This window comes from Pseudomonas sp. 2,4-D, from assembly GCF_030418155.1.
GTDB lineage: Bacteria > Pseudomonadota > Gammaproteobacteria > Pseudomonadales > Pseudomonadaceae > Aquipseudomonas > Aquipseudomonas alloputida.
Genome location: NZ_JAUHUI010000039.1, coordinates 20,560 through 43,338 on the forward strand (window position 1 = coordinate 20,560; position 22,779 = coordinate 43,338).

Genomic DNA, 22,779 nt, shown 5'->3' on the forward strand with positions numbered 1-22,779 from the left:
CAAAGGGCAAGGTTTCTCTGAGGCGCGGATACAAAAATGCCGCGCGGGGCACCCGTAGGCACCCCGCACGGCATTCAGGCCTTACTGGCAGGCTTCGCAGTCAGGCTCGTCGATCGCGCAGGCCTTCGGCACTGGCGCTGGGCCGGCTGCCTGGACCGGGGCGCTGTCGCCACCGCTGGAAACGGCGTTGAGCTTGCCGGTGTTGATGGTCGACTTCTCGGTGCTGGTGGCGGCCAGGGCACGGAGGTAGTAGGTGGTTTTCAGGCCACGGTACCAGGCCATGCGGTAGGTCACGTCGAGCTTCTTGCCCGATGCACCAGCGATGTACAGGTTCAGCGATTGCGCCTGGTCGATCCACTTCTGGCGACGGGAAGCCGCGTCGACAATCCACTTGGTCTCGACTTCGAACGCAGTGGCGTACAGGTCCTTCAGCTCTTGCGGGATACGCTCGATCTGCTGTACCGAACCGTCGTAGTACTTCAGGTCGTTGATCATGACCGAGTCCCACAGGTCGCGGGCCTTGAGGTCGCGAACCAGGTACGGGTTGATCACGGTGAATTCGCCCGACAGGTTCGATTTCACGTACAGGTTCTGGTAGGTAGGCTCGATCGACTGCGACACGCCGGTGATGTTGGCGATGGTCGCGGTTGGCGCGATGGCCATGATGTTCGAGTTACGAATACCTTTCTGTACGCGGGCACGTACCGGCGCCCAGTCCAGGGTTTCTTCCAGGTTGACGTCGATGTACTTCTGGCCACGGGCCTCGATCAGGATCTGTTGCGAATCTAGCGGCAGAATGCCCTTGGACCATAGCGAACCCTGGAAGGTCTCGTAGGCGCCGCGTTCATCGGCCAGGTCGCACGAAGCCTGGATGGCGTAGTAGCTGACCGCTTCCATCGACTTGTCGGCAAACTCGACGGCAGCATCGGAGCCGTAAGGAATGTGCTGCAGGTACAGCGCATCCTGGAAGCCCATGATGCCCAGGCCGACCGGACGGTGCTTGAAGTTCGAGTTACGCGCTTGCGGCACCGAGTAGTAGTTGATGTCGATCACGTTGTCGAGCATGCGCACGGCGGTGTTCACGGTGCGTTGCAGCTTGGTGGTGTCCAGCTTGCCGTCGACGATGTGGTTCGGCAGGTTGATCGAGCCCAGGTTGCAGACCGCGATCTCGTCCTTGTTGGTGTTCAAGGTGATTTCGGTGCACAGGTTCGAGCTGTGGACCACGCCCACGTGCTGCTGCGGCGAACGCAGGTTGCACGGGTCCTTGAAGGTCAGCCATGGGTGGCCGGTCTCGAACAGCATCGACAGCATCTTGCGCCACAGGTCTTTGGCCTGGACGGTCTTGAACACCTTGATCTTGTTGTACTCGGTCAGGGCTTCGTAGTACTCGTAGCGCTCTTCGAAGGCCTTGCCGGTCAGGTCGTGCAGGTCTGGCACTTCCGAAGGCGAGAACAGGGTCCACTTGCCGTCATCGAAGACACGCTTCATGAACAGGTCAGGAATCCAGTTGGCGGTGTTCATGTCGTGGGTACGACGGCGGTCATCACCGGTGTTCTTGCGCAGCTCGATGAATTCTTCGATGTCCAGGTGCCAGGTTTCCAGGTAGGCACATACAGCGCCTTTGCGCTTGCCACCCTGGTTCACGGCAACGGCGGTGTCGTTGACCACTTTCAGGAACGGGACGACGCCCTGGGATTTACCGTTGGTGCCCTTGATGTACGAGCCCAGTGCACGGACCGGGGTCCAGTCGTTGCCCAGGCCACCGGCGAATTTCGACAGCATGGCGTTGTCGTGGATCGCGTGGTAGATGCCCGACAGGTCGTCCGGCACGGTGGTCAGGTAGCAGCTGGACAGCTGCGGGCGCAGGGTGCCGGCGTTGAACAGGGTCGGGGTCGAGGCCATGTAGTCGAACGACGACAACAGGTTGTAGAACTCGATCGCACGGGCTTCCTTGTCTTTTTCTTCCAGCGCCAGGCCCATGGCCACACGCATGAAGAACACCTGCGGCAGCTCGAAGCGCACGCCATCCTTGTGGATGAAGTAGCGGTCGTACAGGGTCTGCAGGCCCAGGTAGGTGAACTGCTGGTCGCGCTCGTGGTTGATCGCCTTGCCCAGTTTTTCCAGGTCGAAGTCGGCCAGGGCCGGGTTCAGCAGCTCGAACTCGATACCTTTGGCGACGTAGGCCGGCAGGGCCTTGGCGTAAAGGTCAGCCATCTCGTGGTGGGTGGCGCTGTCGGCTACATTCAGGAAGCCCAGGCCTTCGGCGCGCAGGGTGTCCATCAGCAGGCGGGCGGTAACGAACGAGTAGTTCGGCTCGCGCTCCACCAGGGTACGGGCGGTCATTACCAGGGCGGTGTTGACGTCCTTGATGGCCACGCCGTCGTACAGGTTCTTCAGGGTTTCGCGCTGGATCAGGTCGCCATCGACTTCGGCCAGGCCTTCGCAGGCTTCGCTGATGATGGTGTTCAGGCGGGCCATGTCGAGCGGCGCCAGGCTGCCGTCAGCCAGGGTGATGCGGATGCTCGGGTGCGGTTCGACCACTGCGTCGGTGTTGGCGCGGGTGGCACGCTCCTTGGCGCGCTGGTCACGGTAGATCACGTAGTCGCGGGCAACTTTCTGCTCGCCGGCGCGCATCAGGGCCAGTTCGACCTGGTCCTGGATTTCTTCGATGTGGATGGTGCCACCCGATGGCATGCGACGCTTGAACGTGGCGGTAACCTGCTCGGTCAGGCGCGCGACGGTGTCGTGGATGCGCGACGAAGCGGCGGCGGTACCGCCTTCAACTGCGAGGAACGCCTTGGTGATGGCCACGGTGATCTTGTCGTCGGTGTAAGGGACGACAGTGCCGTTGCGCTTGATCACGCGCAGTTGGCCGGGGGCGGTGGCAGCCAGATCCGGGTTGGAATCGGCGGCCTGCGGCACCTGGGCCTGCGGGTTCTCGCGAGTTGTGTCGGTTTGCATGGGTGGGTGTCTCCACAATTTCTATATTGTTCAGGCGCCCTGGGGGCGCCCACCGTTCCGTCCACTTGCTCGATGGCCTCGCGGGGATGCGAAATGCATGCGCATCCGCCCGCGCGGGCGTACCGACTTCGGGACAGACTCAGGAATAAGGGGCAATGGCTTGCCGCTCCCTGGCCGAAGTCAAAGGTTCTGGGCGGAGCCCAAAATCTGTTGCTGATGGATGCCAGGCCTGGCCTGCAACACCCATGCCCGAACAAGGCCCTGGAAGGGCTTGCCTCGGTCGCCTCCGCAGGAGCGGTTTGGCTGCTGAAATCACTTCAAGTTCCGCCCGGAAAATCGCTTGATCTTGCGGGTTGACTTTTGTGTGTGATTTTGCACGAACCCCTATATCTAGTGGTTCGCTGCGATCGGGATACAAGATAATGCGGTATGGGGGGCTTTGCAAGGCGAGCGCCTGTGGATAAGTTGTGTGTACTTTGTGAGTGAATGGTGGGTATTCGCTGTAGGCCTTGTGCCAAGTGGTTTGCAGTATTTTTCTGCACCGTGACGCCCTTGGGCAGTTTTTTTCGGGCGCGAACCCTGTCACAAAAAACGGTTCAGTCGAGGGGGCGGTAGGGCATGTCTGAAGATCTGGGGTGCCTGGGAGATCGAGCGCCGCCCGCGCGGCGCTCGGTCTCGCAGACCCCACCCATCTACATTCATACTCTCAGCTGCCCTGACACGATCCCAAGAACAAACAAGGCCAAAGTCATGGACCAAACCCTACCCCGCATCCTCATTGTCGAAGACGACCAGCGCCTGGCCGAGCTGACCGCCGAGTACCTGCAGGCCAACGGCTTCGAGGTCAGCGTGGAGGGGGATGGTGCCCGCGCCGCCCGGCGCATCATCGACAGCCAGCCCGACCTGGTCATCCTCGACCTGATGCTGCCCGGCGAGGACGGCCTGAGCATCTGTCGCCGGGTGCGCAGCCAGTACCAGGGGCCGATCCTCATGCTCACCGCGCGCAGCGATGAACTCGACCAGGTTCAGGGCCTGGACCTGGGCGCCGACGACTACGTCTGCAAACCCGTGCGCCCACGCTTGCTGCTGGCACGTATCCAGGCCCTGCTGCGACGCAGCGAAACCGTGGACAGCAAGCGCCAGGACCTGGCCTTCGGTGCGCTGCGTATCGACAACCGACTGCGTGAGGCGCACCTGGGCGAGCAGTTGATCGAGCTGACCGGCGCCGAATTCGATCTGCTCTGGCTGTTGGCCAGCAACGCTGGCCGGGTGCTGACCCGTGAACAGATCTTCACCGCACTGCGTGGCGTGGGCTACGACGGCCAGGACCGCTCCATCGATATCCGCATCTCGAAAATCCGTCCCAAGATCGGCGATGACCCGCTTCAGCCGCGGTTGATCAAGACCCTGCGCAGCAAAGGCTACCTGTTCGTGGGCGAGGCACCATGAACAACTCGATCTTCCTGCGCATCTACGGCGGCATGCTGGCCGTGCTGGTGCTGGTGGCCCTGCTTGGCGTGCTCAGCCTGCACCTGGTCAACGAAGTGCGCGCTGCCCAGCACCGCGAGGGCCTGGCCCAGGGCACCTTCAGCCTGATGGCCGACAACCTGGCAATGCAGAATGAAACCCAACGCAAGCGTTCGCTGCTGATCTGGGAACGCCTGCTTGGCGTGCAGTTGGCGCTGCAGCCGATGAGCGCACGCAGCCTTGACGGTGGCCAGCGGGCGCGCCTGTACCGTGGCCTGGTGGTGGTCGAGAAGATTGGCCCGCATGCGGCGCAAGTGCTACGCAAGGTGGGCCAGGAAGACCTGATGCTGGTCGCGCAGATCAAACAGATCAGCGAGCAGTTGGCGCGGGCCACCCTCTATCTATTGGCCGACGAATTGGTGCGCTACCCGGTAGCCGAACAGCAGCAGCGTCTGGCACAGATCAAGCAGGAAAAAGGCTTCGGCTTTGGCGTTGCCTTGCAACGTATCGAGCGGGTCAGCCTGGACGATGACCAGCGGCGCCGCGTGGAGGAGGGCGACACGGTGATGGCGCTGGGCAAGGATGGTGATTCGATCCGGGTGTTCGCCGGGCTGACGGGCTCGCCATGGGTACTGGAAATCGGCCCGCTGTACCAGCTCAACCCTTACCCGCCGCAGTTGCTGATCCTGATTGCCTTCCTGGGTCTGTGCCTGATTGGCCTGGTGGTCTACCTGCTGGTGCGTCAGCTGGAACGTCGTGTGTCCGGCCTGGAGATTGCTGCCTCGCGCATCGCCCAGGGCAGCCTGGATACCCGCGTGCCGGCCGGCGACGCCGACTCGGTAGGGCGCCTGGCTGCTGCCTTCAATGGCATGGCCGAGCACCTGCAGCGCTCGCTGACCATGCAGCGCGAGCTGGTGCGAGCGGTGTCCCACGAGCTTCGCACGCCGGTGGCGCGCCTGCGCTTTGGTCTGGAGATGATCGAAAGCGCCACGACTGAACAGGTGCGGGCAAAGCACCTGGCGGGCATGGACGGGGATATCCAGGACCTCGACAAGCTGGTCGACGAGATGCTGACCTACGCCCGCCTGGAGCAGGGCGCACCCGCCTTGAAGTTCCAGCGGGTCGATCTGGATGCCTTGCTCGATCGGGTGATCGAAGAGCTGGCACCTTTGCGTGCCGAGGTGCGGGTGGTGCGCGGCGAGTGTCAGGGCGCGGATGCCGAAGGCGCCTGGGTCGAGGCCGAGCCGCGCTACTTGCACCGGGCCCTGCAGAACCTTGTCGGCAATGCCATGCGCCATGCCGAGAGCGAAGTGCGCCTGAGCTATCAGCTGGGCCAGCAACGTTGCCGCATCGATGTGGAGGATGACGGCCCGGGGATCCCCGAGGGCTTCTGGGACCGCATCTTCACGCCCTTCACCCGCCTTGACGACAGCCGTACCCGCGCTTCGGGCGGGCATGGCCTGGGCTTGTCGATCGTACGGCGGATCATCTACTGGCACGCGGGCCGGGCCACGGTGGGCCGCAGCGAGGCGTTGGGCGGTGCCTGCTTCAGCCTGAACTGGCCACGGCAGCAGGCGCCGCTGTAAAGGTCAGACGCTGACCAGGCTCAGTAGGTGGCCGTCCTGCAGGCAGAACTGGCCTTGCAGCTCTGCGCCTTGCTGCCACTGCGGTGACAGGTCGGTGAGCAGGCGCAAGCGCGCCAGCCCTTCCGCGGACCAGTCGAGCACTTCTGCGTGTTCGAAGTAGAAGCGTTGGCGGGTCAGTGGGTACAGGGTCTTGAACAAGCTTTCCTTCAGCGAGAACGTCAGGGTGACCGTTAGCCCAAGCTGGCGGCGGTCCAGGCGTTCGAGCTCTGCCGGGATAAGGATTTCACCCATAAGCCTCTCGGCGCGTTCGTCATCCAGCAAGGCTTCCTGATCCAGGCCCAGGCCTTGGCAGCTGTTTTCGCCGGCGACCACCGCGGCGGCCCAGCCCTTGCCGTGTGTGATCGAGCCATGAATACCGGCGGGCCAGATGGGCGAGCGGTCTTCGTGGGTGCCGGGCACGTAGTCGCGGCCGTCCAGGCGCTGCAGCGCGGCGCGGGCACATACGCGACCGGCCAGGTACTCGGCCTGGCGCTTGGCGACCGAGCGCTGCAGGCTGGCGCTGGGCATGATACCGGCGCGCTGGAAGTCGTCGGTTGCCAGGTGGGCAGGGTCGAAGGCGCAACTGACCAGCACCGCGCCGGGGAGTGGGCGGGGCAGGGGCCAGTGGTGCTGGAGCGGGGCGCAGCAGGCGGGAAGTGTGTTCATGGGGGCTATTGTGCCAGCTGTGCAGGCGCTAAGGGAGGTGGCGTGGAAGCGGGCTTGCCCGCGAAGCCAACACCGTGGTGGATGGCACGGGCTTCGCCCGTGTTCGCGGGAAAGCCCGCTCCCACAGGGTGGACTGCCCCCAAGAAGTTGGACACCAATCCAACTTCTGGGGGGCAGTCCAGGGATCGCGCCAGCTTTTAGAAATTGAGCAAGACAGTTGCTCCCACAACGATTTGCGCAATCTTTTAATTGAACACCTTCTTGAAGAACGCCTGCATATCCGCCCAGGAACGCTCGTCCGCTGCCTTGTTATAGCCAATGTCCGGCCCCCCATGTTCGCCGTGGCTCAGCCGATCGGCATCGGGGTTGGTGAACCCGTGCTTGGCCCCTTCAATACTGACGAACTGGTAGTTGACCTTGGCCGCATCCATCTCGGCCTTGAAGGCCTCTACCTGCTGTGGGGTGACCATGCTGTCCGCCGCACCATGCTCGACCAGGATATCGGCCCGCACCACGCCAGGTTTTGCAGGGGTCTGGGTGGCCAGTGCGCCATGGAAGCTCACCACGCCATCGAGCTTTTCTCCCCGGCGTGCGGCATCGAGCACCACCTTGCCGCCAAAACAGTAGCCGACAGCGCCCAGTTGATGCTTGTTCACATTCGGCTGCTTTTTCAACAACTCCAGGCCCGCGTCGAAGCGCGCTGCTGCTGCGGCCGGGTCCTTCATCGCTGCGGCCATGAATGCCTGGGCATCCTGCGGATGCTCGGTGTGCTTGCCATCGCCGTACATGTCGATGGCCAGCGCTTTATAGCCCAGGGCGGCGAGATCTCTCGCACGACGTTTGGCATAGTCGTTCAGGCCCCACCATTCATGCACCACAACGATGCCTGGGCGTTTGCCGTCCAGCGCGTCATCGTAGGCGTAGTAGCCGACGAGGCGGTTGCCATCGTCGTCCTGATAAGGAATTTCACGGGTCACTACCGCCGCTTGGGCGAGGGCGGCGCTGCACATCAGGGTCAGGGCCAGCAGGGCTCGCATGTTCACAACTCCTTGTTTTGCTATCGGTTCGTTCAGCCGGGGTTCAGCCAGGGTTCAGTCGCGGTTCAGGGTGCCCTGATTACTCTAGCTTCCAGACCGAAACAGCGCACCCAACTGGAGTACCCAGCCATGAAAACCTTCAATACCCTGCTTGCCGCCATGGCCGTCTGTGCCGCTGGCATCACCACCGCCCAGGCCGCGGACGACAACTTCGCCAGCCTCACCTACGGCCAGACCAGCGACAAAGTTCGCAAGTCCGGCCTGCTGCAACGCAACACCGACCACCTCAACGCCGACGGTATCATCGGCAAGGACGATACCTGGGGTGTGCGTTTGGGCAAGATCAACGACCAGGGCCGCTACTACATGACCTATGACAATGTCTCTGGCGACCACAGTGGCCTGAAGTTGCGCCAGGAAAACCTGCTTGGCAGCTACGACTTGTTCCTGCCGGTGGGCGATACCACCAAGCTGTTCGGTGGTGGCAGCCTGGGTGTGACCAAGCTGACCCAGGACTCGCCAGGCGCCAGCCGGGACACTGACTACGGTTATGCCTACGGCTTGCAGGCCGGTGTGATCCAGGACATCACCGACAAGGCCTCGGTCGAACTGGGCTACCGTTACCTGCGCACCAATGCCGCGACCGAGGTGGGCGCGCACGGCGGGCCGAAGGATGGCACCCTGCGCCTGACCAGCAGCGCGCAGACCTACCTGGCAGCAAGTTACAAGTTCTGACGAACGAGCCGCGTTATCCTGTACCGGCCTTCGCGGGCACGCCCGCTCCCACGGGTACTGCACAAACCGCTGAAACTGTGCGGTACCTTTGGCTTCTGCAGGTGCTGCACAAGTTTCAGAGACTGTGCGATTGCTGTGGGAGCGGGCATGCCCGCGAATAGGCCGGTACAGGCAATACACATAAGGAGCTGCACATGAAACTGCTGGTGGTCGAGGACGAAGCCCTGCTTCGCCATCACCTCTACACCCGCCTGGGCGAAAGCGGCCATGTGGTCGAGGCGGTCGCTGATGCCGAAGAGGCGCTGTACCAGGCCGAGCAGTACCATTTCGACCTTGCCATCATCGACCTGGGCCTGCCCGGTATCAGCGGCCTGGAGCTGATCACGCGCCTGCGCAGCCAGGACAAGACCTTCCCCATTCTCATCCTCACAGCCCGTGGCAACTGGCAAGACAAGGTCGAGGGCCTGGCCGCCGGTGCCGATGACTACCTGGTCAAGCCGTTCCAGTTCGAGGAGCTTGAAGCACGGCTCAATGCCCTGTTACGCCGCTCCAGTGGTTTCATCCAGTCGACCATCACCGCTGGCCCCTTGGTGCTTGACCTCAACCGCAAGCAGGCCACCCTCGACGAACATGCCTTGGCCCTGACTGCCTACGAATACCGCATCCTCGAATACCTCATGCGCCATCACCAGCAGGTGGTGGCCAAGGATCGCCTGATGGAACAGTTGTACCCAGGTGACGAAGAGCGCGACCCCAATGTCATCGAAGTGCTGGTTGGCCGCCTACGCCGCAAGCTTGAAGGCGAGCGCGGCTTCAAACCCATCGACACGGTGCGCGGCCTGGGCTACCTGTTCACCGAGCGCTGCCGATGATCCGCTCGCTGCGGGTGCGCCTGATGCTGGCCGCCGCAGTGTTGGCGCTGCTGTTCATGCTGGCGCTGCTGCCGGCCTTGCAGAAGGCCTTCAGCCTGGCCCTGCAGGAATCGATCGAGCAGCGTCTGGCCTCGGATGTGACTACGCTGATTTCCGCTGCGCGTATCGAGCATGGCCAGCTGCAGATGCCGACACTGCTGCCGGACGAGCGTTACAACCTGCCCTACACAGGCCTGCTCGGCTATATCTTTGACCGCGACGGCAAACTGGTCTGGCAGTCGCGTGCCACCGCCGACCGGCACATCAACTACCAGCCGCGCTATGACGGGCGCGGCAACGAGTTCGACCGCATTCACCAGTCCGATGGCGAAGAGTTCTTCGTGTACGACGTCGAGATAAAGCTGCTGGGCGGGCAGAGCGCCGCCTACAGCATTGTCGCTCTACAGCCCGTGAGCGAGTACAAGGCCACCCTCAATGGCCTGCGCGAAAAGCTCTACCTGGGGTTCGGCGCTGCATTGCTGGCGCTCATGGTGTTGTTGTGGGCAGGCCTGACCTGGGGGCTGCGCTCGTTGCGACGCCTCAGCCACGAACTGGATGAAGTGGAATCCGGTGCACGTGACGGCCTGAGCGGCGAGCACCCACGCGAGTTGCTGCGCCTGACCCGCTCGCTTAACCGTCTGTTGCGCAGTGAGCGTGAGCAGCGCACGCGCTACCGTGATTCGCTGGACGACCTGGCGCACAGCCTGAAGACGCCGCTGGCGGTGTTGCAGGGTGTGGGTGAAAGCTTGCAGCAGCGCAGCGGCGAGCGCGAGCAGGCGCGGGTGCTGCAAAGCCAGATCGAGCGCATGAGCCAGCAGATCGACTACCAGCTGCAACGCGCCAGTCTGCGCAAGAGTGGCCTGGTACGCCACAGCGTATTGCTGCGGCCGTTGCTCGACAGCCTGTGCAGCACCTTGGCCAAGGTTTACCGGGAAAAACGTGTGGACGTGGTGCTGGAGTTGCCGGACGCGGCGCAGATACCGATGGAGCAGGGCGCGTTGCTGGAAATGCTCGGCAACCTGCTGGAGAACGCCTACCGGCTGAGCCTGGGCCAAGTGCGGGTGAGCCTGGTGAAGGCGCCGGGGTATCTGACCTTGTGCATCGAGGACGACGGGCCGGGCGTGCCCGTCGACCAGCGTGAACGCATTCTGGAGCGTGGGGAGCGGCTGGACAGCCAGCACCCGGGGCAGGGCATCGGCTTGGCAGTGGTCAAGGATATCGTCGACAGCTATGACGCCGAGCTGAGCCTTGGCGATTCACCGCTGGGGGGCGCTGCGTTCAGGATCACCTTCCACCTGGATTGATTCCTAGCCTGTGCCAGCCCGTTCACAGTTCAATCCGCGAATGGGCCGGCACAGGCAATCCACAAAGGGCGGATTTCCGCCATTCCTCCTTGTACAAATTCCGCCATCGGGCGGAAATCCGCCAATCCGTCCCGGGAATATCGCCCTGTCGTTGGGCATTTACTCCTAGCAAATACGGGCTTTGCACCCTTCATGGGCATTTTGGCACCACCCTTGCTATTGATCCTCGCAGAGGCCTGCCCAGGCAGCTCGAACACAACGACAAATCCCTCCAAGTGCAGGAGGGTTAGCGATTCAGGTGCCCCCATCACCCTGGGAAGGGTGAACCGGCACACTTGAGGAAAATTAGCCATGACGACACGTCAGCCGCTGTACAAATCCCTGTATGTCCAGGTGTTGGTCGCCATCACCATCGGCATCCTGCTCGGCCACTACTACCCGGAAACGGGCGTTGCCCTCAAACCCCTGGGTGACGGCTTCGTCAAACTGATCAAGATGGTCATCGCCCCGATCATCTTCTGTACCGTGGTCAGCGGCATTGCCGGCATGCAGAGCATGAAGTCGGTCGGCAAAACCGGCGGCTACGCGTTGCTGTACTTTGAAATCGTCTCCACCATCGCCCTGATCATCGGCCTCGTCGTCGTCAACGTGGTCAAGCCAGGCGCTGGCATGCACATCGACGTCAGCACCCTGAACGCCAGCAGCGTGGCTGCCTACGCCGCCGCCGGCGCGCAGCAGACTACCGTCGGCTTCCTGCTTAACGTCATCCCCAATACGGTCGTCGGCGCCTTCGCCAACGGCGACATCCTGCAAGTGCTGATGTTCTCGGTGCTGTTCGGCTTCGCCCTGCACCGCCTGGGCAGCTACGGCAAGCCGGTACTGGACATGATCGACCGCTTCGCCCACGTCATGTTCAACATCATCAACATGATCATGAAGCTGGCCCCGATCGGCGCTTTCGGCGCCATGGCCTTCACCATTGGCCAGTACGGTGTTGGCTCGCTGGTGCAGCTGGGCTACCTGATGGCCTGCTTCTACATCACCTGCCTGCTGTTCGTGCTGGTGGTGCTGGGCGGTATCTGCCGCGCCCACGGCTTCAGCGTAATCAAGCTGATCCGCTACATCCGTGAAGAACTGCTGATCGTGCTGGGTACTTCGTCCTCGGAGTCGGCTCTGCCACGCATGCTGGCCAAGATGGAGCGCCTGGGTGCCAAGAAATCGGTAGTGGGCCTGGTTATCCCGACTGGCTACTCGTTCAACCTGGACGGTACCTCGATCTACCTGACCATGGCTGCGGTGTTCATCGCTCAGGCCACTGACACCACCATGGACATCACTCACCAGATCACCCTGCTGCTGGTGCTGCTGGTGGCTTCCAAGGGTGCTGCCGGCGTTACCGGTTCGGGCTTCATCGTGCTGGCCGCGACCCTGTCGGCTGTTGGCCACCTGCCGGTTGCCGGCCTGGCGCTGATCCTCGGCATCGACCGCTTCATGTCCGAAGCCCGCGCCCTGACCAACTTGGTAGGCAACGCCGTTGCCACCGTGGTAGTGGCCAAGTGGGTCAAGGAAATGGACAACGACAAGCTGGCTTCGGAACTGGACTCCGGTGGTGCGCCGCTGATCGATACCCGCCCGACGGACGACCTGGGCGTGGCTGAAGGCCCGGCTCGTTGATAGCTGGCTGAAATGAGAAAGGCGACCAAAAGGTCGCCTTTTTCGTGTCTGCGCGGTCCCTTGTGGGAGCGGCCTTGCGTCGCGAAAGGGCTGCGCAGCAGCCCCGGCGCCCTTGCAGGATGGCTGAAATCTTGGGGCCGCTGCGCAGCCCATTCGCGACGCAAGGCCGCTCCCACACAGGGCGATGCGGTGGCCCTCAGCCCAGTACCACCTCCAACACCCGGATGACGTCCGGCTGCGGGTAATGCCACCTTACTTGCACATCCCAGAACTTCACCCCGTACACCCGCTCGGCCGGTGGTATCTGGTAGGCCGGCCGTGGGTCCTGCGCCAGGCATTGCTCGATCAGCTCCACCAGCGGCTCGCTCAGGCGCAGCGCATGCTCGCGAGCCTGGAGCAGAGCGTTGTCCGTCCACTGTACGGCAATTGCCACCGGCGCTGCGTTGGCCATCTGGTTGCTGGCGCCAGCGATGCTGTCGGCGTAGGGCACATACGGCTTGATGTCCAGCACCGGCGTGCCGTCGAGCAGGTCGATCCCGGACAGCAGCAGGCGCCCGGGCTCCACGCCCTCCAGGCGTACCACCGACTGGCCGATGCCGTTGGGCCGGTGGGTGGCGCGGGTGGCGAACACCCCCATGCTCTTGTTGCCGCCCAGACGCGGAGGCCGCACTTTCAGGCGCGGCTTTTCTTCCAGGGCCTGGTGGAACAGGAACAGCAGCCACACATGGCTGACCTGTTCCAGGCCCTCGACCGCGTCACCTTGATCAAACGGCGGCAACAGTTTGAGTACGCCACGGGCGGCAGGCGCCAGCTGCGGCTGGCGCGGAATGGCGAACTTTTCCTTGAAACAGGAGTGGACGATGCCGACCGGGACAACCGTATGCTGCATGGCCACTCAGCCGCGCACGCGCAGGGTCAGGCCCTTGAGGAAGTTGCGCATCAACTGGTCGCCACACGGGCGGTAGTTGTCGTGGCCAGCCTTGCGGAACAGCGCGCTGAGCTCAGGTTTGCTGACCGGGAAGTTGACCGACTTGAGAATCGCGTGCAGGTCGTCTTCCTTGAGCTCAAAGGCCACACGCAGCTTCTTGAGGATCAGGTTGTTGGTTACCGGCAGCTCGATCGGCTGCTGCGGGCGGCTCTCGTCTTTGCCACGGCGGTAGATCACCAGGCCGTCAAGGAAGTGCGCCATCACCCGTTCCGGGCAGCGCACGAAGCCTTCCTCTTCTTCTTTTTTCAGGTAGGTGGCCAGCACCAGAGGATGCACTTCGAGGCCAGAGAGCCCGATGATTTCGGCCATCTTGGCGTCGTTCACCTTGAGCATGTAGCGCAGGCTGCGCAGGACGTCGTTGTGGTTCATTGCAGCAGAATCCTGTTCAGGTGCCGCGCGTTCCAGCGCGGCGTATTGCTTAGAAACGTTCGGAGGTAGCCAGGTAGCGCCATTGGCCCAAGGGCAGCTTGCCCATCGACACACCACCCAGGCGAATGCGTCGCATGCCTAAAAGCTCCAGGCGCAGGTAGGCGCATAGCTCGGAAATCTGCCCTGGTTGTGGGTTTTTCAACACCATGCGCAGGTGTGTCTCGTTCTGCCAGCTGGCCTTGGCCTTGGGCAACTCGCGGTCGTTGCGCATGGCCCCACGCGCCAGGCGTTCCAGCGCCTGGGGGGTGGTTTCGCCGCGCACTTCAATGATGAACTCCTGCTCCAGGCGACGCAGGTCGGCCTCGATCTTGCGGGATACCCGCCAGTCCTGGGTAAACACCTGCAGGCCGCTGGCGCCACGCTCCAGCGGTGCCACGCAGGCCTGCCGGGCAAAATGCCCATGCAGGGCGCGCACGCCTTCGCGATGGGCCTCGCTGAGGCTGCCCATGTTCATGCTGGCGCGGGCGTCTTCACTGTCCATACCGGCTGGCTGGTTCAGCAGCAGGGTCACCGGCTCCAGGGTTTCGGCACGGGCGCCCGGCAGCAGCTCGACGCGCTGCTGCTCAACCTTGAACTGCGGCTGCTCGACCACCACGCCATCGACCGTTACCCAGCCTCCTTCAATGTACTGCTCGGCCTCGCGGCGGGAGCAGCCGAGCTGCTCGATGAGGCGTTTGGACAGGCGGACGGGTTCAGACATGGGGCAATTCGCAAGGCAGGGAAAGACCTCCATTGTACCTGCCTGCAAGCGGTAGATGATGGGAATCTGTGTCAGATGCGCCATTTTGGACACATAGCGCGGCACATTCAGGCGCCGCCTCAAGGCACTGTGCGCATCAGCCTCATGTGCAGCAGAGGAAAGGGCTGGCCCAGGCCGTCGGTTTCCGAGCGGCCGATGACCTCAAAACCTTCATGCAGGTAGAAGCCCAGCGCTTTCGGGTTCTGTTCGTTGACGTCAAGGTACTCGGCATTGAGTTCGCTGATGGCATAGCGCAGCAGGCGCTTGCCTACCCCTTGGCCACGGTAGCCAGGTGCGACGAACAGCATGTCCACCCGCCCGTTGGCGACACCGGCGAAGCCACAGATGCGCTGGCGGTCCTTGCAGCAGATCAGCATAACTGCGTCGAGATACCGGCGCAGCACATGTTCGCGCAGTAGCAGGATATAGCCCTCTGGCAGAAAGTCGTGGGTGGCGCGTACCGAGTCCTCCCACACTTGTACCATCTCGCTGTAGTCGCTCAAGCGCGGAGTTTGTAGCGTCAGTAGCGCAGCCATGCCGGTGTTCCTCTGGGGCGATAGGGAAAACATAGCAGGCCAACCACTCGTCGAGGGGCGTCCTGATGCTGTTCCACGCGTTCTGACAAAAAAGCCCCTGCGCCGGTCATTCCCTATGGAGAACGCCGGGGCAGGGGCTTTGCAGGCTTCAGCCGTTTTAGATGGGTTCAGCCCACATGTCGTACTCGTCGGCATCTACCACACGGCAACGCACTTTGTCGCCTGGCTTGAAACCATGGTCGCCATCGATGAACACGCTGCCGTCGATTTCCGGTGCATCGAAGAAGCTGCGGCCAACCGAACCTTGTTCCTCGACTTCGTCGATCAGCACGTCGATTTCCTTGCCGATGCGCAATTGCAGGCGGGCAGCACTGATGGCCTGCTGGTGGGCCATGAAGCGGTCCCAGCGCTCTTGCTTGACGTCGTCCGGTACTTCGGCCAGGCCCAGGTCGTTGGCCGGGGCGCCTTCCACCGGCGAGTACTGGAAGCAGCCCACGCGGTCGAGCTGGGCTTCGGTCAGCCAGTCCAGCAGGTACTGGAAGTCTTCCTCGGTCTCGCCCGGGAAGCCGACGATGAAGGTGGAGCGGATCACCAGCTCAGGGCACTGCTCGCGCCAGTTCTTGATGCGCGCCAGGGTGCGGTCTTCGAAGGCCGGGCGCTTCATCGACTTGAGCACTTTCGGGCTGGCGTGCTGGAACGGGATGTCCAGGTACGGCAGGATCTTGCCGGCAGCCATCAGCGGGATCACGTCGTCAACGTTCGGGTAAGGGTACACGTAGTGCAGGCGGACCCAGGCGCCCAGGCTGCTCAGTGCCTCGCACAGCTCGAGCATGCGGGTCTTCACCGGGCGGCCGTTCCAGAAGTCGGTCTTGTACTTGACGTCGACGCCGTAGGCGCTGGTGTCCTGGGAAATCACCAGGATTTCCTTCACACCGGCCTTGACCAGGCGCTCGGCCTCGCTCAGCACTTCACCCACCGGGCGGCTGACCAGCTTGCCGCGCATCGACGGGATGATGCAGAAGCTGCAGCTGTGGTTGCAGCCTTCGGAGATCTTCAGGTAGGCATAGTGGCGCGGGGTCAGCTTGACGCCCTGTGGCGGCACCAGGTCGATCAGCGGGTTGTGGTCCTGACGCGGCGGCACCACTTCGTGAACGGCGTTGACTACCTGCTCGTACTGCTGCGGGCCAGTGACCGACAGCACGCTTGGGTGCACGTCACGGATGCTGCCTTCCTCGACGCCCATGCAGCCGGTGACGATCACCTTGCCGTTTTCCTTGATGGCTTCGCCGATCACTTCCAGCGATTCGGCCTTGGCGCTGTCGATGAAGCCGCAGGTGTTGACCACCACCACGTCGGCGTCCTCATAGGTGGGTACGACTTCATAGCCTTCCATGCGCAGCTGGGTCAGGATGCGCTCGGAGTCGACCAGGGCTTTTGGGCAACCCAGGCTTACGAAACCTACCTTGGGGGTGGCGGGCGTGGTGGACATGACTAACCTCGGTATTGAATGCAGGTCGCCCGGCCGGAATCGGGGGCGAACTTGACGGGCGCTTTTGGCGCCTCTGATCAAAAAGTGCGCAATTCTAGCGAGCGCAAGGGCGCTTGACCAGCAGAAATACGACGAACGCTGCGCTATGCTTCGCGCCGTTGCGCCGGGGTACTTTCCAGGGCCTGGTGGCAGAGGGATTACCAAGGGCCGTGATGGCCGTTTGCGGGAGTGGTCGATGGTTCAGGCAAGCAGTCACGCTGAGAGCGGGCACGAGGGGAAGCAGGGGGCGTCGCGGTCGGTGGGCCTGCTGGTGGCGGCGGTCGGGGTGGTTTATGGCGATATCGGCACCAGCCCGTTGTATACCCTCAAGGAGGTCTTTACCGGCGGCTACGGGGTGTCGGTCAACCATGATGGCGTGCTGGGGATCCTGTCGCTGATCCTGTGGTCGCTGCTGTGGGTGGTGTCGTTCAAGTACGTGATGTTCATCTTGCGCGCCGATAACCAGGGGGAGGGCGGCACCATGGCGCTGACCGCACTGGCGCGGCGGGCTACGGCGGCGTACCCGCGGCTGCGCACACTGATGGTGATCTGTGGCTTGATCGGCGCTTCGCTGTTCTATGGCGACAGTATGATCACCCCGGCGGTGTCGGTGCTGTCGGCGGTGGAGGGCATGGGCCTGGCCTTCGACGGCATCGACCATTGGGTGGTGCCAATTTCGCTGGTGGTGCTGGTGGCGCTGTTCCTGGTGCAGCAACATGGCACTGAGAAGATCGGCAAGCTGTTTGGTCCGATCATGGTGACCTGGTTCGTGGCGCTGGGCGCGCTGGGTGTACATGGCATCTCGCAGAGCCCGGAAGTACTCAAGGCTTTCAACCCGGTCTGGGCAGTCAACTTCTTCGTGGTGCACCCCGGTATTGGCGTGGCCATTCTGGGTGCGGTAGTGCTGGCGCTGACCGGTGCCGAGGCGCTGTACGCCGACATGGGGCACTTTGGCCGCAAGCCGATTGCCCGGGCCTGGTTCATCCTGGTGCTCCCGGCGCTGGTGCTCAATTACTTTGGCCAGGGTGCATTGCTGCTGCAAAACCCGGAGGCTGCGCGCAACCCGTTCTACCTGCTGGCGCCGGGCTGGGCGCTGCTGCCCTTGGTCGGGCTGGCCACCATGGCCACGGTTATCGCTTCGCAGGCGGTGATTTCCGGGGCCTTCTCCCTGACCCGTCAGGCCATCCAGCTGGGCTACATCCCACGTATGCAGATTCAGCACACCTCAAGCGACGAGCAGGGGCAGATCTACATTGGTGCAGTGAACTGGACGCTGATGGTGGGTGTGGTGCTGCTGGTAATCGGCTTCGGGTCCTCGGGCGCTCTGGCGGCAGCCTACGGGGTTGCAGTCACCGGTACCATGCTGATGACCACCATCCTGGTGTCCGCGGTAATGCTGCTGCTGTGGAAGTGGCCGCCGCTGCTTGCAGTGCCGATTCTGGTCGGCTTTCTGTTTGTCGACGGGCTGTTCTTCGCCGCCAATGTGCCGAAAATCGTCCAGGGTGGTGCCTTCCCCGTGTTGGCCGGTGGTGTGCTGTACCTGCTGATGAGCACCTGGAAGCGCGGCAAGCAGATTCTGGTCGAGCGCATCGATGAAGGGGCGCTGCCATTGCCATTGTTCATCAGCAGCATCCGCATTCAGCCACCGCACCGGGTCGAGGGTACGGCGGTGTTTCTGACTGCACGCTCCGATGCCGTGCCGCATGCGCTGTTGCACAACATGTTGCACAACCAGGTGCTGCACAGCCAGGTGGTGCTGCTGACTGTGGTCAGCGAGGACCGGCCCCGTGTGCCGGAACATGAGCGTTTCGAGGTGGAAGCCTATGGCGACGGATTCTTCCGGGTGTTGCTGCACTTTGGGTTCATGGATGAGCCGGACGTGCCTGCCGCGTTGAAGCTGTGTCATCTGGATGGCCTGGACTTCACGCCCATGCGCACCACTTACTTCCTCAGCCGCGAGACGGTGATCGCGTCACGGCTGGAGGGGATGTCGCGCTGGCGGGGCAACCTGTTCGCGTTCTTGCTGAAGAATGCCAACGGCAACTTGCGCTTCTTCAACCTGCCGTTGAACCGGGTGATCGAGCTGGGGACCCAGGTCGAGATCTGAATGGGTTTATGCAGCAGGGTCGGGGCCGCAGAGCGGCCCTGAGCCTTGTCAGTTCTGCTCAGCTACGCTGGACTTGCCTTGGCGCGTCTCGATCTCGCCAATCAACCGCTTGGCGAGTGCCGGGTAGTTCTCGTCGAAGTGGTGCCCGCCAGGCAGTTTCAGGCGCTCACCTACTGCTGTCTTTTCCGTGCAACCGCTCTCGTCGGTTTCCTCGACGCCATATACGCACACGACCTTGGACGCTGGCAGCTTGGCCATTTCCGGCCCGGTTGGCGCTTCCTGGCCTTCCTTGCCCAGCCAACCCTCGACCTCGATCTCGAAGCTGCCACTGCGCGCAAAGGCTAGCAGCATCACCGCATCGATACGCTGCTGGTCCTCGACGGGCAGGCGGTTGTAGATCGCCGGCAGCACGTCGGCGCCGAACGAATAGCCCGTCAATACGAAGCGCTTGGTACCCCACTTCTGCCGGTAGTGATGCATCAGCTCGGAAAGGTCGGCGGCGCTTTGTTCCGGGGTCTTGTGCTGCCAGTAGTAGCGCAGCGTGTCGATGCCCACCACCGGGTAACCCAGCTTGGCCATTTCTCCGGCCACGTCGCGGTCCAGATCGCGCCAGCCGCCATCACCAGAGAGGAACAAGGTAACCGTGTCTGTGGTTTGCCCGGCCGGCACTTCGACCACCGGGATGGCCAGTGCGTTACCGTCGCGGCCGACCAGGGCTTGGGTCAGTTGCGCCTTGAGCACTTGTGGCAAGTGGATGTCGTAGTCGCTGATGCTGGTTTCGGCGTTGGCCTGGTCGCGCACGAAGGCGGCGCTGGCGTCATCCGGGTTGTCGTTCCAGGCGACGTTCCAGTGGCCATGGGCAGCCGATTTGGGCAGCGGTGCCTGGCAGCCAGGCTGTTCGAGGGTGAAGCCCACGGAAATGGCTCGCGCCTTGTCATCGTTCTGGCTGGCCAGCCAGCGCCAGGCCTGGGCGGCACCGGGACCGATACCGGCGACCAAGGTCGGTTTTTCCTGCAGTTGGGTCAGCGCCTGGTCCATGGCCTGTTGCTGCTTGCTGCAATCGCCAGGCGGCAGAATCACCTGCACCAGCTGGGCTTCACCGGCCTGGCTCAGGTCGAGCAGTTGCTTGCCCGTCAGTGCCTGGTCTTGTGGCACGCCGATGGCCACCCGGGCCTTGGGGGGCACGCCAGGGGTAACACGGGTGATGCTGGTGTCATTGATGCTCATTTGCTCCAGGCGTGCCTCGGGGGCCGGGCGCGTCCACAGCCAGAAGGCCAGCGCACCACCCAGGGCGGCCAGCAGCAGGGGAGCCAGCAGATACAACCAAAAGCGTCGGGTCATCAGCGTTTCACCAATCCAGTCAGGCCGCCTGCAATCAGAGCGGCGGTGTCGGCCAGTGCCACCAGCGGGTCGAGCCCGGCTGGCACAGCCATGTAGCGGGGTTCCCAGTCCGGCTGAAACTTGTCCTTGAAGCGTCGAAGCCCCTGGAAGTTGTAAAGCTGTTCACCACGGCGGAACACCAGCGAACCCAAGCGCTGGGTCAAGGGTGCGCCGCGCCTTGGTTGCAGGCCGGACAGCGGTACCATGCCCAGGCTGAAACGCCCGTAGTCATGGCTTTTGTAATGCAGGATCAAGCCGATCATCATGAACTCCATGGTCAGCTTTGGCGCATCGGGGTGCGCACGCATCAGGTCGAGGCTGGCCAGTTCGTTTCCATGGGTTTCCAGCAAGTTGGCGAACGCTACCGGGCGGCCCTGGAAGCGAATCAGGGCTATGCGGAAGTGCTGCAGGTAGTCTGGGCTGAAGCGCCCCAGCGAGAAGCCTTTCTCGCGCACGTTCTTGCCGCCGAGCCAGGCGTCGGAAATTTCCTTCAGCTCAGCCAGCGGGGCGTGGCCGGGCTCATGGATCTCCAGGCTCAGGCCATCGCGTCCGCCGCGGTTCCAGGTGTAGCGCAGGTCTTTCATCTCCTTGCCTTTGGCTTCAAGGTCGAAGCGGCGCAAGTCGACCCGGGCTTCTTCACCGAGCTTCAATGCGGTCAGGCCGATGTCCATGTAGAACGGCAGGTTCTCTGCGCGTACCTGGTAGAACACGGGGCGTGCGTGGTGCAGGTCGCACAGATCGCGGAACTGCCAGATCATCTCGGCGCGTTCCTGGGCCGGGCCTATCGGGTCGTACAGCGCCACCAGGCTGCGGCCGCGCCGGGCGTACATGAGGAACGCGTTACCACGCGGGTGGAACAGCAACGCCTTGTCGCCAGTCAGCGCCAAGCCGCCGTCGGGTTGGTCGGAGGCCTGCAGGATGCGGTTGGCGCGTTGCAACTCTTCTTCGTCAGGCAGGTGGATCACGGGCGGCGCTGTGCGCAGCAGCCACGTCAGTGCCACGGCAGCCAGCAGCAAGGCACTGCCCATGGCGGCGCGCAGGCCCCGTGGCGCGTCGGCATCGAGGGTGAACTGCCACCACAGCTGATGGCTGTAAGGCACATCCTGGTAGGCGAACAGCAGAAGCCACACTGATGCGCCCACCGTACAGGCGCTGGCCACCAGGAACACCGGCGAGAAAGGTAGCTCCAGCAGACGGCTGGGGCGATAGAACGAGCGGCGGAACAGCGCGAGCAGGGCGGCGGTAAAGGTCAGCAGGCAAGCCTCTTCCCAGTCAAAGCCCTTCAATAGCGACAGCAGGGCGCCGACCAGCAACAGCACGGTGGTCAGTAGCCAGGCGGCGGACAGGCGCCGGCGCAGGCCTTGGGCCAGCAGCAGGCATAGCACACCGATCAGGCTGGCGCCGAAATGAGAGGCATCGATCAGCCGGTGTGGCACCAGGAAGCCCATATGTTCCAGACGCGTATCTATCTCGGGCGTGGCACCGGAAAACAGCAGCACTACGCCGGACAGGAACACCAGAATCGACAGGATCGGTGCGGCCAGACCCGAAGCGGCCTTGATGGCCTGTTGCGCAAACAGCAGGCGTCGGGCTTCATTGGCCAGCAGCAACACGCAGGCCAGCAGCAGTGGCAGTACCACATAGATCAGCCGGTACAGCAGCAGGGCCGCCGCCAGCGGTGCGGCACCTAGCTGGTCGGCAAAGGCCGCCAGCAGGATCGCTTCGAACACCCCGACGCCGCCTGGTACGTGGCTGAGCACGCCCGCAGCCAAGGCCAGCAGGTACACCAGCACGAACGCGCCGAAAGGAGGGGCTTCGGGCAGCAACAGGTAGAGCACGGTGGCAGCCGCCGCCACATCCAGCGCGGTAATCAGCAATTGCAGGGCCGCCAGGCGTGCATCCGGCAGGCGAAGTGTGCGCCGGCCCAGTTGAACGAGCAGGTTATTGGCCGCCGGTTGCTCGGTCAGGCGTCGGCGGTACAAGCCAATTGCCAGTAAGGCAGACACCACCAGCACGGCGCTGGCAACAGCTGCCAGCAGACTGGGCGCCAACCCGAGCGCTGTCGAGGCCGCCGGCAGGTTGCTCAATGTCGCCAAGGCGGCCAGGGGCGGCAGCGCGCAGCCCAGTGACAGGCTGGCAAACACGGTCATGCGTGCGACTTCGCCAGCACCAAGCCCTTGCCGTGCGTACAGGCGATAGCGAACCGAGCCGCCAGAGAGCATCGACAGGCCGATGGCGTTGCCGATGGCAAAGGCGCTGAAGCCGCCCAGTGCCAAGCTGCGTGCTGGCAGTTTCACGCCCGCATAGCGGCTGGCCGACCACTCGTAGCCCAACAGGATCACAAAGCCGATCACCGTTGCCAGCAAGGCGCCGAGCAGTGACTGGGTTGGCACGCTGAGCATGGCATCGTGCAAGGCATAAATGTCCAGCTCGCTCAGCAGGTGGCGGCAGGCAATCAAGGCCATCGTGAACAGTAACAGGGTCACCATCAGGCCTATGGGCTGGCGGTAGCGACTCAGGCGTTCGAGTAAGGGCAGGCGCTGCACAGCACCGGGTAGCGCCGTAGCGAGTGGCACCGGAGGTTCGGGATTGTGCGAAGTCATGAGTTGCCCCGGGCATGCAGCGCGAGGTGAAGGAAAGGTGCGGCCAAGTGAGAGTCCCTTAGGAAAACGTATCCAATGTTACTCCGGCC

At 63.1% G+C, this 22,779-nt stretch carries 17 protein-coding genes; 7 read left to right on the top strand and 10 right to left on the bottom strand.

What is annotated here, in order from left to right:
* Positions 1-81 precede the first annotated feature (81 nt).
* On the bottom strand, positions 82-2,961 hold the full coding sequence (locus tag QYE47_RS22015) for a ribonucleoside-diphosphate reductase subunit alpha (RefSeq protein WP_014589975.1): 2,880 nt from the start codon (positions 2,959-2,961) through the stop codon (positions 82-84).
* A gap of 750 nt (positions 2,962-3,711) precedes the next feature.
* Here QYE47_RS22015 and QYE47_RS22020 point away from each other — a divergent pair.
* Both QYE47_RS22020 and QYE47_RS22025 read left to right on the top strand, forming a co-directional pair.
* Entirely contained in the window at positions 3,712-4,410 is a 699-nt protein-coding gene (locus QYE47_RS22020) for a response regulator transcription factor (protein WP_019438844.1), read from the top strand.
* Positions 4,407-6,014, top strand: coding sequence for an ATP-binding protein (locus QYE47_RS22025; RefSeq protein ID WP_070383546.1), 1,608 nt, complete (start codon positions 4,407-4,409; stop codon positions 6,012-6,014). The genes QYE47_RS22020 and QYE47_RS22025 overlap by 4 nt, the downstream gene beginning before the upstream one ends.
* A gap of 3 nt (positions 6,015-6,017) precedes the next feature.
* Here the strand turns inward: QYE47_RS22025 and QYE47_RS22030 are convergent, their stop codons facing one another.
* A complete protein-coding gene (locus QYE47_RS22030; protein WP_070383547.1) occupies positions 6,018-6,719 on the bottom strand; it encodes a 4'-phosphopantetheinyl transferase in 702 nt (233 codons plus the stop codon).
* 245 nt (positions 6,720-6,964) lie between these two features.
* Positions 6,965-7,756 carry a dienelactone hydrolase family protein gene (locus QYE47_RS22035; RefSeq protein ID WP_020189834.1) on the bottom strand — a complete coding sequence of 264 codons (792 nt, stop codon included), beginning with the start codon at positions 7,754-7,756 and terminating at the stop codon, positions 6,965-6,967.
* 129 nt (positions 7,757-7,885) lie between these two features.
* On the opposite strand from QYE47_RS22035, the gene QYE47_RS22040 reads away from it, so the two are divergent.
* The 4 genes from QYE47_RS22040 (at position 7,886) to QYE47_RS22055 (ending at position 12,380) form a co-directional block, all read left to right on the top strand.
* Positions 7,886-8,491 (top strand): outer membrane beta-barrel protein, encoded by a 606-nt coding sequence (locus tag QYE47_RS22040; RefSeq protein WP_010952338.1) that lies wholly within the window; start codon positions 7,886-7,888, stop codon positions 8,489-8,491.
* 194 nt (positions 8,492-8,685) lie between these two features.
* On the top strand, positions 8,686-9,363 hold the full coding sequence (locus tag QYE47_RS22045) for a response regulator (RefSeq protein ID WP_004576835.1): 678 nt from the start codon (positions 8,686-8,688) through the stop codon (positions 9,361-9,363).
* A complete protein-coding gene (locus QYE47_RS22050; protein WP_014589982.1) occupies positions 9,360-10,706 on the top strand; it encodes an ATP-binding protein in 1,347 nt (448 codons plus the stop codon). Before QYE47_RS22045 ends, QYE47_RS22050 begins: the two co-directional genes overlap by 4 nt.
* 351 nt (positions 10,707-11,057) lie before the next feature.
* Positions 11,058-12,380, top strand: coding sequence for a dicarboxylate/amino acid:cation symporter (locus tag QYE47_RS22055; protein ID WP_010952341.1), 1,323 nt, complete (start codon positions 11,058-11,060; stop codon positions 12,378-12,380).
* Between the two features lie 196 nt (positions 12,381-12,576).
* Here QYE47_RS22055 and tsaA read toward each other — a convergent pair whose 3' ends face one another.
* From tsaA to rimO, 5 genes are all read right to left on the bottom strand, one after another.
* Complete coding sequence (gene tsaA, locus QYE47_RS22060; RefSeq protein WP_070383548.1) at positions 12,577-13,269, bottom strand: tRNA (N6-threonylcarbamoyladenosine(37)-N6)-methyltransferase TrmO; 693 nt, start codon at positions 13,267-13,269, stop codon at positions 12,577-12,579.
* A 6-nt stretch (positions 13,270-13,275) separates the two neighbouring features.
* Entirely contained in the window at positions 13,276-13,737 is a 462-nt protein-coding gene (locus QYE47_RS22065; RefSeq protein WP_010952343.1) for a DUF1456 family protein, read from the bottom strand.
* Positions 13,738-13,786: 49 nt separating this feature from the next.
* Positions 13,787-14,497 (bottom strand): rRNA pseudouridine synthase, encoded by a 711-nt coding sequence (locus QYE47_RS22070; RefSeq protein WP_010952344.1) that lies wholly within the window; start codon positions 14,495-14,497, stop codon positions 13,787-13,789.
* A 119-nt stretch (positions 14,498-14,616) separates the two neighbouring features.
* Positions 14,617-15,072: a GNAT family N-acetyltransferase gene (locus QYE47_RS22075; protein WP_014589984.1), complete on the bottom strand. Its 456-nt coding sequence runs from the start codon at positions 15,070-15,072 to the stop codon at positions 14,617-14,619.
* A gap of 157 nt (positions 15,073-15,229) precedes the next feature.
* A complete protein-coding gene (gene rimO, locus QYE47_RS22080) occupies positions 15,230-16,561 on the bottom strand; it encodes a 30S ribosomal protein S12 methylthiotransferase RimO (RefSeq protein ID WP_004576169.1) in 1,332 nt (443 codons plus the stop codon).
* A gap of 235 nt (positions 16,562-16,796) precedes the next feature.
* On the opposite strand from rimO, the gene QYE47_RS22085 reads away from it, so the two are divergent.
* Positions 16,797-18,707: a potassium transporter Kup gene (locus QYE47_RS22085; protein ID WP_019438840.1), complete on the top strand. Its 1,911-nt coding sequence runs from the start codon at positions 16,797-16,799 to the stop codon at positions 18,705-18,707.
* 48 nt (positions 18,708-18,755) lie between these two features.
* Here the strand turns inward: QYE47_RS22085 and QYE47_RS22090 are convergent, their stop codons facing one another.
* Entirely contained in the window at positions 18,756-20,048 is a 1,293-nt protein-coding gene (locus QYE47_RS22090; RefSeq protein ID WP_014589986.1) for a virulence factor family protein, read from the bottom strand.
* A complete protein-coding gene (mprF, locus tag QYE47_RS22095) occupies positions 20,048-22,690 on the bottom strand; it encodes a bifunctional lysylphosphatidylglycerol flippase/synthetase MprF (protein WP_041166858.1) in 2,643 nt (880 codons plus the stop codon). Before mprF ends, QYE47_RS22090 begins: the two co-directional genes overlap by 1 nt.
* Positions 22,691-22,779 lie beyond the last annotated feature (89 nt).